Source organism: Phreatobacter sp., assembly GCF_022843985.1.
GTDB lineage: Bacteria > Pseudomonadota > Alphaproteobacteria > Rhizobiales > Phreatobacteraceae > Phreatobacter.
Genome location: NZ_JALHMP010000018.1, coordinates 80,578 through 95,737, shown reverse-complemented (window position 1 = coordinate 95,737; position 15,160 = coordinate 80,578). Strand labels below are relative to the sequence as shown.

Genomic DNA, 15,160 nt, shown 5'->3' with positions numbered 1-15,160 from the left:
CCGCCTCGCGGCCGGCCGTCGCGCCCGCCGCGCCCGCCGCCCCCGCCGCGTCCGGCAATCCCAATCCGCGTCCCGGCGTCCTCGGCACGCTCCATGCCTCGCAGCTGACCACCGCTTCCGTCTCCCCGCGCCCGGTGCAGATGGCCGCCGCCGGCTCAGCCCCCGTCACCGAGCCCCCCCCGACGCGCCGCGGCGAATGGTCGATCCAGCTCGGCGCCTATCCCACCGAGACCGCCGCGCTCGAGACCCTGAAGGAGGCCCGCGAAGCCTCCGGCCGTCAGCTCGGCGCCGCCGATCCCTACACCGAGAGGGTCGAGGCCCGCGGCATGACGCTGGTGCGCGCCCGCTTCGCCGGCTTCGACCGTTCCGGCGCCGATGCCGCCTGCCGGGCCCTCAAGTCCCGCGACTTCGACTGCATCCCCGTCCGCAACTGAGCCAGCGATCCCAATCCGATGACACGCGTTTCAGGAGTTCCGGCCATGACGGTCCAAGAGGGTGTCCTTGGCCTGGTTGACCCGCGAAGCGAGCCACGTCGACCCGCCCTGGTCGGGGTGCAGCTTCTTCATCAGCGCGCGATGCGCGCCGCGGATGGCCTGCTCGTCCGCCCCGGGCTGAAGGCCAAGGATCTGGTAGGCCTCCTCCTCCGTCATCGCGCTCGAGCCCGGCGCGCCGCGCTGCCGCGCACCCGCATCGCCATGAGCGTTTTCACGCCAGGCGGGCTCCCGGCGGTCAAGATAAGCCTCGAGTAGCTGCGCGCTTTCCCCGTCGATCTCGGCAAAGGCCTCGATCAGCCGGGGGAGCGGGATCTGCTCCAGGGTCTGGCCGGCCAGCGAGCCGGCGATGAAGCGGCCGCTCATCTCGCCCGTATCGATGTCCAGAACCATCTCGACGAAGCGCGAACGCACCGTCGAGTTCTGCCGCGGCGTCTTGTTGCCCGCCTGACCCCAGCCCGACAGCGCCGCCTGGCCCGGCACGATGCCGAGCAGGGCCGCGCCTGCCAGGAAGGCCGGCATCGCCATCTCCCAGCGCCCGCGCGCCAGCAGGAAGATACCGAAGGCGATGACGGCGATGCCGCCGGCCTTCTTCACGGTGCCGGACAGCCATTTGGGATTGGCTCCCAGGATCTGGTTGAGGAAGCCGGAAAAGACGATGAGCGCGATCAGGCCCGCGATGAAATAGGTCATGGATCAGCTCTAGCGCATCTGGCCGAGGAGGAGCTGCGCGCCGCGCGAGCCTTTGGCCGCATCGGCCAGCGCCAGCCGGCCACCGGAGGCGAAGGCGGCGACAGCCCGCAGCAGCTCTGCCAACTGGGCCCCCGCACCCGGGTCGAACCGGGCGAAGGCGCCCCGCGTCAGCCGCGCGATTTCGCGATAGGCGCGCTCGGCGACGGGATCGCCGCCTTCCAGGAACAGGAAGACCGGCACATTGGCCATGGCGAGCCGGCCGGCCTTGGCGCAGAGGTCATCGAGGCTCTCCTCCATGGCGTCGCCGACATAGACGACCGCATGGATGCGCCGCTCGGCGGCCTCCTCCGCCGCATGGGCGAGGACGCGGCCGATCTGTGTCTGGCCGCCGATGCAGGAAACCTTGGCCATCAGCGCCTTCAGCCTGGCCGCATCCGCGACCCAGCCCGAGGAGCGGCATTCGCCGATGCCCCGGAAGAAGACGAGCTGGATGTCCAGCGTGCCGACCCGAGCGGCCTCCGTGAACATCTGGCCCTGGATTTCTTGCGCCATGCCCCAGGTCGGCTCGCGGCTCGCCGTCGCGTCGAGGGCGAAGACAAGCCGGCCGCGTTCACCCGGCACTTTCGGCGGGCCAACGGCAGCGGCCGTCTTCAGGAAGGCCGAGATATCGGCCGCGCCCGAGACGGATACCCCACCGGCGCCGGTGCGGCCGGGAGTGGTGGTACCGGTCTGCCCCGGCGCGAGAGGATTCTTCTGCGTCATCGGCTGAATTTGGCGAAGGCGGCGTCGAATGCAAGCCGCGATCGTGCCGCCCCGCCGCGACGGTCTAGGCCACCGCCGGCGATTGCGCCTGCCGGGAGCCGCGCTAGCCTTCTCGCTCTGGTCCTCGAACCCGGTGATCGCGATGAACGCCCCTTCCCGTCGCCTCATGCTGACCGGCGGCCTCGCCGTCGTCTCCGGCGCCGCCCTGGCGCAGAACCCCCATGCCGGGCACGGTCCCCATCATCCCCATCGCGAGGGCCAGTTCGAACGGCTCAACGCGCCGGGCCGCGTCGACATCCCCGACATCCACCATTCCCAGGCCTATGTGACGAGCCCGGTGCCCATGGCCGCCAATCCCGGGCGCTGGCGGGCACGGGCACCGCTGCCGGTCCCGCGCACCGAGATGGCCTGGGCGGTCGGCCGCGAGGGGCGCATGCACCTGGTCGGCGGCTATGCCGAACAGCGCGTCGACCGCCCCTATCACCATGTCTACGACCCCGTGACTGACACGTGGATTGCTGCTGCGGAGGTGCCGCGCGGTGCCAACCATGTCGGTGTCGCAGTCTCCGGGGCGAAGCTCTACGCCATCGGCGGCTTCATCGAGCAGAATCGTACGCCCCATGCCGAGTGCTTCGTCTGGGGCGCCGACGGCGACCGCTGGGCCGCCATCCGTCCCCTGCCCGAGGCCTGCGGCGCCATCGCCTGCATCAATATCGACGAGCGCATCCACGCCATCGGCGGCGCCATCGGCAACAGCTTCGCCAACCGCAAGTCGATCGACTGGCACCTGGTCTACGATCCCGGAGAGGACCGCTGGACACGCCTCGCCCCGATGCCGCTTGGCCGCGACCATGTCGGCATCGTCGCGATCGACGGCCGCATCCACCTGATCGGCGGGCGGGTCGACAGCTTCCACACCAATTCCGTCCTCCACCACGTCTATGACCCCCGGGAAGACAAATGGACGGCCCGCAACCACATGCCGACGCCGCGCTCCGGCCATGGCGCCGTGCTGTTCCAGGGCAGGATCTTCTGCATGGGCGGCGAAGGCTGGAACCGCGTCTACGGCCAGAACGAGGCCTATGATCCCGTCGCCGACCGCTGGGATGCCTATGCGCCGATGCTGACCCCGCGGCACGGCATGGGCGCGGTGGCGATCGGCGATGCCATCTACGTTGCCGGCGGCGGCCCGCAAATGGGTGGTGGCGTCAAGAGCGCCATCCACGAGGCCTTCACGCTGGGCTGAGGGGGCTGAAGCCGGGGCTGGTCGCGGTGACGGCTGGGGACGTCGGATCGAGTGCCCTGCACTGCCGGAGTGCGTCCTTCGAGGCTTGCTCGCTCCGCTCTCTCGCGCCTCAGGATGAGGGGGGTTGAGAGTTGCATCCGCTTGGCTGAAGCGCGACCGTCCCGCCTCCAGCGACCACCGTGGAAGGCACCACCACCCTCATCCCGAGGTGCGAGAGAGTTGCATCCTGGCCTGCTGAAGCGCCACCGTCCCACCTCCAGCGACCAACCTGCAACCCACCACCATTCTCATCCTGAGGCGCGAGAGAGCGGAGCGAGCGAGCCTCGAAGGACGCAGTTCCGGAATGCAGGGCACCGTGGGAACGGCGCGATGACGAAGACTGACAGGCACTTGCCCACGCTTCCGGACTCGGACTCTCAGCCTCCGCCCACTTGAATCATTCTCTCAACGGCTGGAATCGATCTCCCAGCACCCCGCCGCAACCCATTCTTCCGACTCGTCATTCCGGCGAAACCACCTTCAGGCCGACAATGCCGAGGACGAAGAGGCCGATACAGGCGAGGCGCAGCGCGTGGGTGCTCTCGCCGAACAGGAGGATGCCGAGCACCACCGTCCCCACCGTCCCGACACCGGTCCAGATGGCATAGGCGGTACCGAGCGACAGCGTCTTCAGGGCGAAACCGAGCAGGAACACGCTAACCGCCATGCTGGCGACGGTCAGGACGGTCGGGACCGGCCGGGTGAACCCGGCGGTGAACTTGAGGCCAACTGCCCAGCTGATCGCGAACAGGCCGGCGAACAGCAGATCGATCCAGGCCAAGGCGGCCTCCTTCGGTGCGGGGTCGTCCGAAGGGGCGCATCACGACGGCGGCGGGACCCCGCCCCCTTCGCGATAGGCGCAAGCACGTGGCGGCCAAGGCACAGACCCCCGGCGGGTGGCGCTGCGGCTCTCAGAGCTCGTAGAGATAGAAGGTGACCGGCTCGTCCTCGACCGGTCCGAGACGGGTGTAGAGCGCCCGTGCCGGCCGGTTGTCGACCTCGGTGGCGACCCAGGCCTCCTCGCAGCCGCGCGCCCGGCCCAGCGCAAAGATTTCGCCCATTAGCTGCCGTCCGATGCCCTGGCGCTGCAGCGCCGGCGTCACGCCGAGATTGTCGATATAGAGTTCGTCAGGCATGTCGGGATGGCGGTGGATCACCGCGGCCACCTGCCCGACCACCTCGCCGTCCCGCAGCGCCAGCACCATGAGATGGTCGGCGGCATTGAGATAGGCGGCGAGCCGCTCGGGCACCACCGCGCCGTCGAAGACCTCCGGCGCCACGCGCTTGAACAGCGCGCGGTCGGCAGGCCCGACGGCGCGAATCTCGATTCGCTCCAGGGTCTGGTCCTCAGCCACCGGTGACGCGCGCGACCACGTCGGGCGCCGTCAGCATCTCGCGCTCGCCGGTGGCGCGCAGCTTCATCTCCACCTTGCCCTCGGCGAGGCCCCGCGGGCCGATCATCACCTGGTAGGGGATGCCGATCAGATCGGCGGTGGCGAATTTCGCGCCCGGCCGGTCCTCGCGGTCGTCATAGAGCACATCGACGCCCTTGGCTGTCAGGGTGCGATAGAGCTCTTCGCAGGCGGCGTCGCAGGCGCTGTCGCCCTGTTTCAGGTTCATCACCGCCACGGTGAAGGGGGCCACCGCCACCGGCCACTTGATACCCGCCTCGTCATGGCAGGCCTCGATGATGGCGGCGACGACGCGCGTCGGGCCGATGCCGTAGGAGCCCATATGGACCGGCACCGGCTTGCCGTCCGGCCCCTGCACGGTGGCACCCATCGGATCGGAATATTTGGTGCCGAAATAGAAGATGTGACCGACCTCGATGCCGCGCGCCGAGACCCGTGAGGCCGCGGGAACGGCGTCATAGGCGGCGGCGTCATGCATCTCGTCGGTGGCGGCATAGAGCGAGGTCCATTTCGCCACCGTCGCCTTCACGCCCGCCACATCGTCAAAATCGGTGTCGGCCGGCGGCACGGTGAAGTCGAGATAGTCCTTGTGGCAATAGACCTGGCTCTCGCCGGTCTCGGCGAGGATGATGAACTCGTGGGAGAGATCGCCGCCGATCGGGCCGGTATCGGCGCGCATCGGGATCGACTTCAGGCCAAAGCGCGCGAAGGTCCTGAGATAGGCGAGGAACATCTTGTTGTAGGCGTGGACCGCAGCGTCCTTGTCGAGATCGAAGGAATAGGCGTCCTTCATCAGGAATTCGCGCGAGCGCATGGTGCCGAAGCGCGGCCGCACCTCGTCGCGGAACTTCCACTGCAGGTGGTAGAGGTTCAGCGGCAGGTCCTTGTAGCTCTTCACATAGGCGCGGAAGATCTCGGTGATCATCTCCTCGTTGGTCGGCCCGAACAGCATCTCGCGGTCGTGCCGGTCGCGGATGCGCAGCATTTCCTTGCCATAGGCGTCGTAGCGCCCGCTCTCGCGCCACAGGTCGGCGGACTGGATGGTCGGCATCAGCAGTTCGACGGCACCCGAGCGGTTCTGCTCCTCGCGCACGACGGCCTGCACCTTGTTCAGCACCCTCAGGCCGAGCGGCAGCCAGGCATAGATGCCGGCACTTTCCTGGCGGACCATGCCGGCGCGCAGCATCAGGCGGTGGGAGACGATCTCGGCTTCCTTCGGCGTCTCGCGCAGGATCGGCAGGAAATAGCGGGACAGACGCATCGAAGACCTCGGCAAGGCATGGCGGTGGCGGCCGCGAACGGGGCGCGGGAGGCGGAATTGACCCTCTTTTGCCGGCGGAAGCAAGATGAAAGGCCGGCTGATGCGGGACTTGCTGCCGTCGGCGCGCCGGCACTCCCGTCCGGTGGTTGCCGTCGCCGGGGCCCCCGGGCCAAAAAGGAAAGGCGGGATCATGGATCCCGCCTCCTCTAGGTCATGCCAGTGAAGATCGACGTCGCGGAGTATCGCGCCGGCCGTCTCCTTTTTATATCCCGTGACGGCGATCCTTCCGGATCTTCACCACAGGGGGTCTTCCTCCCAAGACCTGAGCCATGAAGCCTTTCCGCCGTCGTTCGCGGGGGCCTCTTTCTTGCAGCAATCGGAGGCTAGATCACGGAAAATGGTTTGTCACCAACATGGGCAGCCGGTGGCGAAAAAAAGTGCAAGAGAACCCATCCGGAAGAATACTTATTATCCCTTGCGCTGCGCTGCAGCATACAGGGCTACCGGACGGGTTCAGCCGACCTGGGCCTTCGGGATGAACGGAATGTCGTCCAGCGTGATGAACCCATAGACAAAGTTCACATAGTAGAGCGCGAAGACCACGGCGGCCACGACGGTTGTGGCGATGATCTTGTGCCGCATCACCGTCCGCTGCGGCGCGCCGGGATCACTGCCCGGCACCACCCGCCCCGCCTCGATCTGCGAGGTGATGCCGAAGGGCAGCACGACGAACAGCACCAGCCACCAGATGATGAAATAAATGGCGAAGGCGGCCGCGATACTCATGCCTGTTCCAGTTCCACCAGCGTGCCGTTGAAGTCCTTCGGGTGAAGGAACAGGACCGGCTTGTCATGGGCGCCGATCTTCGGTTCGCCATCTCCAAGGATACGCGCGCCCTGGGCTTTCAGATGATCGCGTGCGGCGACGATGTCGTCGACCTCGTAGCAGACATGGTGAATGCCGCCATCGGGGTTCTTGTCGAGGAACCGGGCGATCGGGCTGTCGGCCCCCAGCGGCTCGAGGAACTCGATCTTGGTGTTCGGCAACTCGACGAAAACCACGGTGACGCCGTGAGCGGGCTGCGCCACCGGCGCCGTCACCCTGGCCCCGAGCGTGTCCCGGTAGAGCGCGCTCGCCTTGGCAATGTCCCGCACGGCGATGGCGACATGGTTGAGGCGTCCGATCATGGAGGGCTCCCTTGGCCGACGGCGGTCGGGCGTGCGACCGCCCTTCGCCACCTGCCTTATACCGTCACCACGAGCACGTGGCACATGGGCTTTTTGCCCCACTTGCCGTTGAGCGTGCCGCGGATGGCACGGGTGACGCTCTCGGCAACCGCATCGGGATCGCGCCGGCGGGCCTTCGGCAGTCCCTCGACGCAGTCGATGACCGTCTCCTCGACCAGATCGGCGAGATCCTCGCCCATGGCGTCCTGCTCCGGGACACCGGCCATGTCCATCTGGATGTCGCCGACGATCTGACCGCGGTCGTCGAGTGCGATGGCCACCGAGACGATCCCGGCGAAGGACAGCCGCCGGCGCTCGGGAACGACGCGCGCCGCCTCCTCGATCAGCAGCGACCCGTCCTTCAGCAGCCGCTGCGCCGGCACGGTATCGACCACGTCCGGCTCGCCGGGAGCGAGGCGAATGACGTCGCCGTCATTGGCAAGAATGACGTCCTTGACGCCCATGCGCCGGGCCAGCGCCGCATGTTCGGCCATGTGATAGGCCTCGCCATGGACGGGAATGGCGATCTTCGGCCGCACCCAGTTGTACATCTGCTCCATCTCGCCGCGACGCGGATGGCCGGAGACATGCACCAGGCCGTCGCGGTCGGTGATGATCTTCACCCCCTGCTTGACGAGATTATTGATGATATTGCCCACCGCCTTCTCATTGCCGGGAATGGTGCGCGAGGAGAACACCACCGTGTCGCCGGGGGTCAGTGTCACCTCGGGATGGTCGTCGTTGGCGATACGGGCGAGTGCCGCCCGCGGTTCGCCCTGGCTGCCGGTGAGCACGGCAACGACCTTGTCGCGCGGCAGATAGCCGTAGGATTCCGCGCCGACGAAAGGCGGGATGCCGTCCAGCATGCCCTGTTCGCGGGCAATGCCGATGACGCGCTCCATGGCGCGTCCCACCAGAACCACCTGCCGGTCGCAGCGCATCGCCGCCTCCGCCACCGAGCGGATGCGGCCGGCATTGGAGGCGAAGGTGGTCACCGCCACCCTGCCCTTCGACGCGCGGATGATTTTCTCGAGCTCATTGGCCACCTCGCGCTCGGAGGGCGAGCTGCCCTCGCGGATGGCATTGGTGGAATCGCCGATCATGGCAAGGACGCCCTCGTCGCCGAGCGCCCGGAACCGTGCCTCGTCCGTCACGGTGCCGAGGACCGGCGTCGGGTCGATCTTCCAGTCGCTGGTATGGATGACGAGGCCGAGCGGCGTACGGATCGCCAGCGAGGTCGATTCCGGAATCGAATGCGCCACCGCGATCATCTCGAAGGAGAAGGGCCCTACGGTGATGACCTGGCCCGGCTGGATGATGTGGATCGGGATCTTCGGCGCGCCATGCTCGCCCAGGCGCTTGGCTTCCAGCATGGCCGCGGCGAAGGGGGTAAGATAGACTGGACAGCCAAGGCGAGGCCACAGATCGGCGACGGCGCCGATATGGTCCTCATGCGCATGGGTGATGACCAGCGCCCGCAGCCGCTTCTTCTCGTCGCCGAGGAAGCGCGGATCCGGCATCACGAGATCGATGCCCGGCAGGTCGGGACCGGCGAAGGCGACGCCGCAATCCACCGCCAGCCAGTCCTTCTTCGCCGGCGAACCGAGGCCGTAGAGCGAGAAATTCATCCCGATCTCGCCGACGCCGCCGAGCGGGCAGAAGACCAGCTCCTCGGCCGTTCCCGCGTTGTTTCGTCTCGCCATGGGTCAGTGCACCGTGCCGGCCAGCGCGGGAACGACCTCGCCGACGGTGATCATTTCCCGGCCGTCCGGGGTATCGAGGAGAAGGCGCCCTTCGGCGTCGAGCCCGACGAAGACGCCCTCGATGCGCCTGTCGCCGGTCTTCGCCACCATGGGGCCGCCGAGATTGTGGGCGCGGGCGAGCCAGCCGGCGCGGATGGCGTTGAAGCCCTCCCCGCGCCGCCAGATGGCGAGCGCCGTCACCATCGAGCGGCTGAGCGCGGCGAAGACCGCGTCGCGGTCGACGGCGATCCCCGCGGCCCTGAGGCTCTGCGTCGGATAGGGCATGCCGTCCGGGTGATGGGCGACATTGACGCCGATGCCGATGGCGACCTGTGTCGTCGTCCCGCGCGTCGTCGCCTCGATCAGGGTGCCGGAGACCTTGGCGCCATCGAGCAGCGCGTCGTTCGGCCATTTCACCTTGAAGCGGCTTTCGATGTCGGGGGCGAGCGTCAGCAGCGCGTCGTCCAGTGCCAGGGCGCCGACGAAGCAGAGCTGGGCGATGCGCGGAGGCGGCGCCGGATCAGTCAGCAGCAGCGTGGCGAAGAGATTGCCCTCGAACCCGGCCCAGGATCGCCCCAAGCGGCCCCGCCCGGCCGTCTGCCGGTCCGCCACGACCCAGGTCGGCCGCGTCTCGCCCGCCGCACCGCGCGCCAGCGCCTCCGCATTGGTCGAGCCGACCTCAGCGAGGTGGACGAGTTGGAAACCTGCCGCCGTGGCGGTGTCAGAGAGGGTCAGCACGACATCCTGCATGTGACAGAGCGGACCGGGAGGCCCGCCCGCGTGAAACCGGCGCACACGGCCGCCGCAAAGGTCCGGCAGTCCTAGAGGCCGCGCTAGGCCGGGACAAGCCCGGCTTCGCTGTTCCGCGGCAGGAACGTGGCCGGATCGGCCGTCAGGCTCAGAACAGGGCCCGGGCCGCCGCAGCGGCAGCCGCCACCAGCGGGGCCGGATAGATGACGAAAAGCGTGTTGAACAGGGCGGAGGCGACAAGAACCGTCTTTAGTTCGATGCGCACCGGCGAGAAGGCCGGCGCCGGCTCGTCGAAATACATGAGTTTGACGATGCGCAGATAATAGTAGCAGCCGACGACGCTCGACAGCACGCCGATGACCGCCAGCGTGTAGAGCTGGGCCTCGATGGCCGCCGAGAAGACGTACCATTTGGCGAAGAACCCGGCGAGCGGCGGGATGCCGGCAAGCGAGAACAGCAGCGCTGCCAGCGCCGCCGCCATCAGCGGATTGGTCCGCGACAGTCCCGCCAGATCGTCGATGGTCTCGACCGCCTCGTCGCCGCGCCGCATGGCGATGATGCAGGCGAAGGTGCCGAGGGTCATGATCATGTAGATGGCGATATAGGCGGCGACGCCCTGGACGCCGGCCGCCGTGCCGGCAGCGAGGCCGACCAGCGCGAAGCCCATATGGCCGATGGAGGAATAGGCCATCAGCCGCTTGATATTGGTCTGGCCGATCGCCGCGAAGGCGCCGAGCAGCATGGAGCCGACCGAGACGAAGACGACGATCTGCTGCCATTGCTGCGTCGCTGCCGGAAAGCCAGTGACGAGGACGCGGGCGAAAATGGCGATGGCCGCGACCTTCGGGGCGGCGGCGAAGAAGGCCGTCACCGGCGAGGGCGCGCCCTCATAGACGTCGGGCGTCCACATGTGGAAGGGCACGGCGGAGACCTTGAAGGCCATGCCGGCAATGAGGAAGACGAGACCAAAGACGAGGCCGAGGCTGATCGGCCCGGTCTTCAGGGCGGCGGCGATGCCGGCAAGCTGAACCGTGCCGGTGAAGCCGTAGATCAGCGAGCAGCCATAGAGCAGCATGCCCGACGACAGGGCGCCGAGAACGAAATATTTCAGGCCCGCTTCCGTCGATTTCGCATTGTCGCGATGGATCGAGGCGATGACGTAGAGCGCCAGCGACATCAGCTCGAGGCCCATATAGAGCGCGATGAGGTCGCCGGCAGAGATCAGCACGCCCATGCCGGTGGCCGACAGCAGGATGAGGATGGGGAACTCGAACTTCTCGATGCGCTCGCGCCGCAGGAAGTCCTGCGACAGCACCAGCGCCACCGCCGCGCCGAGGAAGGCGAGGACCTTCATGAAACGCGCGAAGCCGTCGAGCAGGAAGGAGCCATTGAAGGCGCTGCGCGGCGTGCCGCCGATGAGCATCACCGTCACGGCGGCCGCGACCAGCAGGACGATGGCGCCGACCGTCACGGTGCGGGCCGAACGGTCGCCGGTGAAGACGCCATACATGAGCAGCGCCATGGCGCCGAGCGCCAGGATCAGTTCGGGCAGGATCGGGACGAGGTCGAGGACAGGAGCGTTCATCGTCGACACCATCAGCGCGGCGGAACGGCCGCGGCCGTGCGGGCCGCTCCGTTCGCCTGTTTGTAGGATTCCACCAGCGCGTTCACCGCGACCTCGGACGTCGCCAGGATCGGACGCGGATAGACGCCGAAGAAGATGGTCAGCACCACCAGCGGGACGAGGATCGTCAGTTCGCGGCGGTCGACATCGGCGATGGCCTTCAGCGACGGCTTGGTCAGTTCGCCCCAGACGACCTGGCGGTAGAGCCAGAGCGCATAGCCGGCCGACAGGATCACGCCCGTCGTGGCGAGGAAGGCGGCGATTGTAGAGCTCTTGAACGTGCCCATCAGCGTCAGGAACTCGCCGACGAAGCCCGACGTGCCGGGCAGGCCGACATTGGCCATGGTGAAGACCATGAAGATCACCGCATAGATCGGCATGCGGTTGACGAGCCCGCCATAGGCGGCGATCTCGCGGGTGTGCATCCGGTCATAGACGACGCCGACGCACAGGAAGAGCGCGCCCGACACGATGCCGTGGGAGATCATCTGGAACACGGCGCCCTGGATGCCCTCGGCATTGCCGGCGAAGATGCCCATGGTCACGAAGCCCATATGGGCGACCGAGGAATAGGCGATCAGCTTCTTGATGTCCTCCTGCATCAGCGCCACCAGCGAGGTGTAGATGATGGCGATGACCGACAGCGTGAAGACGAAGGGCGCGAAGAAGGCGCTCGCCTCAGGGAACATCGGCAGGGAGAAGCGCAGGAAGCCGTAGCCGCCCATTTTCAGCAGCACGCCGGCGAGGATCACCGAGCCCGCCGTCGGCGCTTCCACATGGGCGTCCGGCAGCCAGGTATGGACCGGCCACATCGGCATCTTCACCGCGAAAGAGGCGAAGAAGGCGAGCCACAGCCAGAACTGCATGTCGCGCGAGAAGATCTGCGGGCCGGTCTTGATCAGCTCGGCGATGTCCGAGGTCCCGGCGGCGAAGATCATCGCCATGATGGCGAGGAGCATCAGCACCGATCCGAGCAGCGTGTAGAGGAAGAACTTGTAGGCCGCGTAGACCCGCCGCTTGCCGCCCCAGATGCCGATGATCAGGAACATCGGGATGAGGCCGGCCTCGAAGAACAGGTAGAACAGCACGATGTCGAGGGCGCAGAAGACGCCGATCATCAGCGTCTCGAGCACCAGGAAGGCGATCATGTATTCCTTCACCCGCTTCTCGATGGAGACCCACGAGGCGAGGATGCAGAAGGGCATCAGGAAGGTGGTGAGGATGACCAGCGGCAGCGAAATGCCGTCGACACCCATCCGGTAGCTGATGACGCCGCCGAGCCAGGCGGCGCGCTCGACAAACTGGAACTCGGCCGTGGCCGGGTTGAACAGCCAGACCGGGATCAGCGACAGGCCGAAGGTCACCAGCGTGGCGAACAGCGCGATCATGCGGATGTTGCGCTTCGCCGCCTCGTCGTCGCCGCGCACCAGGAGGATCAGCGCAGCGCCGAGCAGCGGCAGGAAGGTGATGATCGAAAGGATCGGAGCATTCGACATCAGCGGACTCCTGCGACGCCGCCGGAGAACATGAACCAGGTGGCGAGCGCCGCGACCCCGATCAGCATGGCGAAGGCATAGTGGTAGAGGTAGCCGGTCTGCAGCCGCACGACACCGCGTGTGATGTCGACCACCTTCGCGGCGATGCCGTCGGGGCCGAAGCCGTCGATCAGCCAGCCGTCGCCCTTCTTCCAGAAGAACCGCCCCAGCCAGCGCGCCGGCCGCACGAAGATGCGGTCATAAAGCTCGTCGAAATACCACTTGTTGAGCAGGAACTGGTAGAGGCCGGGGTGCTCGCGGGCGAGCTGCGCCGGCACGTCCGGACGCTTGATGTACATGTACCAGGCCAGCGCGAAGCCGATCGCCATCATCACGAAGGGCGTCCAGGGCACCCAGTCGGGCACCGCGTGGAAGTTGTGGATGATGTGGTTTTCCGGTCGCATGAAGACGGAGTCGCGGAAGAACGATTTGATGCCGTCCTCGTAGAGGAATTTCTTGGCGAAGACGATGCCGGAGAACACCGCCCCGACCGCCAGAATGCCGAGCGGGATCAGCATGACCAGCGGGCTCTCGTGCGGCTGGTGGGCATGGCCATGGCCGGCATGGTGGTCGTCATGGGCGCCGTGGGCCGCGGCATGCGGGTCGGCATGGCCGTGGGCCGGGTCGGCCGTATGCGCACCGGCATGGACATGATCGGCATGGGCGTGCTGGTCATGGGCATGGGCGTCATGGCCCCAGCGCGGCTGGCCGTGGAAGGTCAGGAAGATCAGGCGCCAGGAATAGAACGAGGTCATCAGCGCCGCGGCGACCGTCATGAAGAAGGCAAAGGGCCCCATGGCGCCATGGGCGGCATAGGCGACCTCGATGATCGCGTCCTTGGAGTGGTAGCCGGCAAAGCCGATATGCAGGAACGGCAGGCCGAAGCCGGTCAGGGCCAGGGTGCCGATCACCATCATCGCATAGGTGAACTTGATGTGGCCGGCGAGGCCGCCCATCCGGCGGATGTCCTGCTCGTGGTGCATCGCGTGGATGACCGAGCCGGCCCCGAGGAACAAAAGCGCCTTGAAGAAGGCATGGGTGAAGAGGTGGAAGACGCCGACCGAATAGGCCCCGGCCCCGAGCGCCACGAACATGTAGCCCAGCTGGGAGCAGGTCGAATAGGCGATGACGCGCTTGATGTCGTTCTGCACCAGGCCGACCGTGGCGGCGAAGAAGGCCGTCGTTGCGCCGAAGAACATCACGACCTGCAGGGCGATGGGCGCATATTCGAAGACCGGCGACAGGCGCGCCACCATGAAGACGCCGGCGGTGACCATGGTCGCCGCATGGATGAGGGCGGAGACCGGGGTCGGCCCCTCCATGGCGTCGGGGAGCCAGGTGTGCAGCAGGAACTGCGCCGACTTGCCCATGGCACCCATGAAGAGCAGCAGGCAGACGACGGTCAGCGCATCGACCTGGTAGCCGAGGAAGGCCATCGGCTTGCCGGCAAGGCCCTGGGCGGCGCCGAACACCGCTTCGAAACTGACCGAACCGGTCAGCATGTAGAGGCCGAAAATGCCGAGCAGGAAGCCGAAGTCACCGACGCGGTTGACGATGAAGGCCTTCATCGCCGCGGCATTGGCCGAGGGCTTCTTGTACCAGAAACCGATCAGCAGATAGGAGGCGAGACCGACGCCCTCCCAGCCGAAGAACATCTGCAAGAGGTCATTCGCCGTCACCAGCACCAGCATGGTGAAGGTGAAGAACGACAGATAGGCGAAGAACCGCGACCGGTCCGGATCCTCGTGCATATAGCCGATGGAATAGAGGTGGACGAGGAAGGAGACCGAGTTCACCACCACCAGCATGACGACGGTGAGCGTGTCGATGCGCAGCGACCATGACACGTTGAGAGAGCCGGCGCTGATCCAGCGGAACAGCTCGACAGTGGTGCTCTGACCGGCATAGCCGACCTGGTAGAAGGCGACCCAGGACAGCAGCGCCGCGATGCCCAGGAGGCCGGTGGTGACGATTTCCGAGGCACGCGCCCCGATGGCCCGGCCGAACAGGCCGGCGATCAGGAAGCCGACGAGCGGAAGGAAGACGATCGCCTGATACATGGACCGGTCAGCCCTTCATCATGTTGACGTCTTCGACCGCGATCGAGCCGCGGTTGCGGAAGAAGACGACGAGAATGGCGAGCCCGATGGCCGCTTCCGCCGCCGCCACCGTCAGCACCATGAGCGCGAAGACCTGGCCGACCATGTCGCCCAGGTGGGTGGAGAAGGCGACGAGATTGATGTTCACCGCCAGCAGGATGAGCTCGATCGACATGAGGATGACGATGATGTTCTTCCGGTTGAGGAAGATCCCGAGCATGCCCAGCGTGAACAGGATGGCCGCGACGGACAGGTAGTGGGAGAGACCGATGGTCAGCAT

15 protein-coding genes are annotated in these 15,160 nt (G+C 66.9%); 2 read left to right on the top strand and 13 right to left on the bottom strand.

The window, feature by feature from the left end; translation table 11 throughout:
* On the top strand, positions 1–434 hold a 434-nt coding region (locus tag Q0C57_RS13785), incomplete at its 5' end, for an SPOR domain-containing protein (RefSeq protein WP_296577003.1).
* A 30-nt stretch (positions 435–464) separates the two neighbouring features.
* Here the strand turns inward: Q0C57_RS13785 and Q0C57_RS13780 are convergent.
* Positions 465–1,184, bottom strand: a complete 720-nt coding sequence (locus Q0C57_RS13780; protein WP_296577002.1) for a DnaJ domain-containing protein — start codon at positions 1,182–1,184, stop codon at positions 465–467.
* Positions 1,185–1,193: 9 nt separating this feature from the next.
* A complete protein-coding gene (locus Q0C57_RS13775) occupies positions 1,194–1,946 on the bottom strand; it encodes a VWA domain-containing protein (RefSeq protein ID WP_296577001.1) in 753 nt (250 codons plus the stop codon).
* Between the two features lie 142 nt (positions 1,947–2,088).
* Here Q0C57_RS13775 and Q0C57_RS13770 point away from each other — a divergent pair, with 142 nt between their 5' ends.
* A complete protein-coding gene (locus Q0C57_RS13770; protein WP_296577000.1) occupies positions 2,089–3,192 on the top strand; it encodes a galactose oxidase in 1,104 nt (367 codons plus the stop codon).
* 499 nt (positions 3,193–3,691) lie between these two features.
* On the opposite strand, the gene sugE is transcribed toward Q0C57_RS13770, so the two are convergent.
* The 11 genes from sugE to nuoK all read right to left on the bottom strand — a co-directional run bounded on the left by sugE (position 3,692) and on the right by nuoK (position 15,157).
* On the bottom strand, positions 3,692–4,012 hold the full coding sequence (sugE, locus tag Q0C57_RS13765; protein WP_296576999.1) for a quaternary ammonium compound efflux SMR transporter SugE: 321 nt from the start codon (positions 4,010–4,012) through the stop codon (positions 3,692–3,694).
* 130 nt (positions 4,013–4,142) lie between these two features.
* A complete protein-coding gene (locus Q0C57_RS13760; RefSeq protein ID WP_296576998.1) occupies positions 4,143–4,586 on the bottom strand; it encodes a GNAT family N-acetyltransferase in 444 nt (147 codons plus the stop codon).
* A complete protein-coding gene (gene proS, locus Q0C57_RS13755; protein ID WP_296576997.1) occupies positions 4,579–5,904 on the bottom strand; it encodes a proline--tRNA ligase in 1,326 nt (441 codons plus the stop codon). The genes Q0C57_RS13760 and proS overlap by 8 nt, the downstream gene beginning before the upstream one ends.
* A gap of 513 nt (positions 5,905–6,417) precedes the next feature.
* Entirely contained in the window at positions 6,418–6,690 is a 273-nt protein-coding gene (locus Q0C57_RS13750; RefSeq protein ID WP_296576996.1) for a DUF1467 family protein, read from the bottom strand.
* The gene (mce, locus tag Q0C57_RS13745; protein ID WP_296576995.1) at positions 6,687–7,091 is read right to left on the bottom strand and encodes a methylmalonyl-CoA epimerase; all 405 of its coding nucleotides are present in this window, start codon (positions 7,089–7,091) and stop codon (positions 6,687–6,689) included. Before mce ends, Q0C57_RS13750 begins: the two co-directional genes overlap by 4 nt.
* A gap of 56 nt (positions 7,092–7,147) precedes the next feature.
* Entirely contained in the window at positions 7,148–8,833 is a 1,686-nt protein-coding gene (locus tag Q0C57_RS13740; protein ID WP_296576994.1) for a ribonuclease J, read from the bottom strand.
* Positions 8,834–8,836: 3 nt separating this feature from the next.
* Positions 8,837–9,610 carry a biotin--[acetyl-CoA-carboxylase] ligase gene (locus tag Q0C57_RS13735; RefSeq protein ID WP_296576993.1) on the bottom strand — a complete coding sequence of 258 codons (774 nt, stop codon included), beginning with the start codon at positions 9,608–9,610 and terminating at the stop codon, positions 8,837–8,839.
* Positions 9,611–9,770: 160 nt separating this feature from the next.
* Positions 9,771–11,207, bottom strand: coding sequence for an NADH-quinone oxidoreductase subunit NuoN (gene nuoN / locus Q0C57_RS13730; protein ID WP_296576992.1), 1,437 nt, complete (start codon positions 11,205–11,207; stop codon positions 9,771–9,773).
* Between the two features lie 11 nt (positions 11,208–11,218).
* Entirely contained in the window at positions 11,219–12,742 is a 1,524-nt protein-coding gene (locus Q0C57_RS13725) for an NADH-quinone oxidoreductase subunit M (RefSeq protein ID WP_296576991.1), read from the bottom strand.
* A complete protein-coding gene (nuoL, locus tag Q0C57_RS13720) occupies positions 12,742–14,841 on the bottom strand; it encodes an NADH-quinone oxidoreductase subunit L (protein ID WP_296576990.1) in 2,100 nt (699 codons plus the stop codon). The genes Q0C57_RS13725 and nuoL overlap by 1 nt, the downstream gene beginning before the upstream one ends.
* Before the next feature lie 7 nt (positions 14,842–14,848).
* Positions 14,849–15,157, bottom strand: a complete 309-nt coding sequence (nuoK, locus tag Q0C57_RS13715; protein ID WP_296577008.1) for an NADH-quinone oxidoreductase subunit NuoK — start codon at positions 15,155–15,157, stop codon at positions 14,849–14,851.
* Positions 15,158–15,160: the final 3 nt, after the last annotated feature.

Coding starts and splice junctions, on each gene's coding strand:
- Q0C57_RS13770 (WP_296577000.1), top strand. CDS start 2,089: ATGAACGCCCCTTCCCGTCGCCTCATGCTGACCGGCGGCCTCGCCGTC.
- Q0C57_RS13780 (WP_296577002.1), bottom strand. CDS start 1,184: ATGACCTATTTCATCGCGGGCCTGATCGCGCTCATCGTCTTTTCCGGC.
- Q0C57_RS13750 (WP_296576996.1), bottom strand. CDS start 6,690: ATGAGTATCGCGGCCGCCTTCGCCATTTATTTCATCATCTGGTGGCTG.
- Q0C57_RS13740 (WP_296576994.1), bottom strand. CDS start 8,833: ATGGCGAGACGAAACAACGCGGGAACGGCCGAGGAGCTGGTCTTCTGC.
- mce (WP_296576995.1), bottom strand. CDS start 7,091: ATGATCGGACGCCTCAACCATGTCGCCATCGCCGTGCGGGACATTGCC.
- nuoL (WP_296576990.1), bottom strand. CDS start 14,841: ATGTATCAGGCGATCGTCTTCCTTCCGCTCGTCGGCTTCCTGATCGCC.
- proS (WP_296576997.1), bottom strand. CDS start 5,904: ATGCGTCTGTCCCGCTATTTCCTGCCGATCCTGCGCGAGACGCCGAAG.
- Q0C57_RS13775 (WP_296577001.1), bottom strand. CDS start 1,946: ATGACGCAGAAGAATCCTCTCGCGCCGGGGCAGACCGGTACCACCACT.
- nuoN (WP_296576992.1), bottom strand. CDS start 11,207: ATGAACGCTCCTGTCCTCGACCTCGTCCCGATCCTGCCCGAACTGATC.
- Q0C57_RS13725 (WP_296576991.1), bottom strand. CDS start 12,742: ATGTCGAATGCTCCGATCCTTTCGATCATCACCTTCCTGCCGCTGCTC.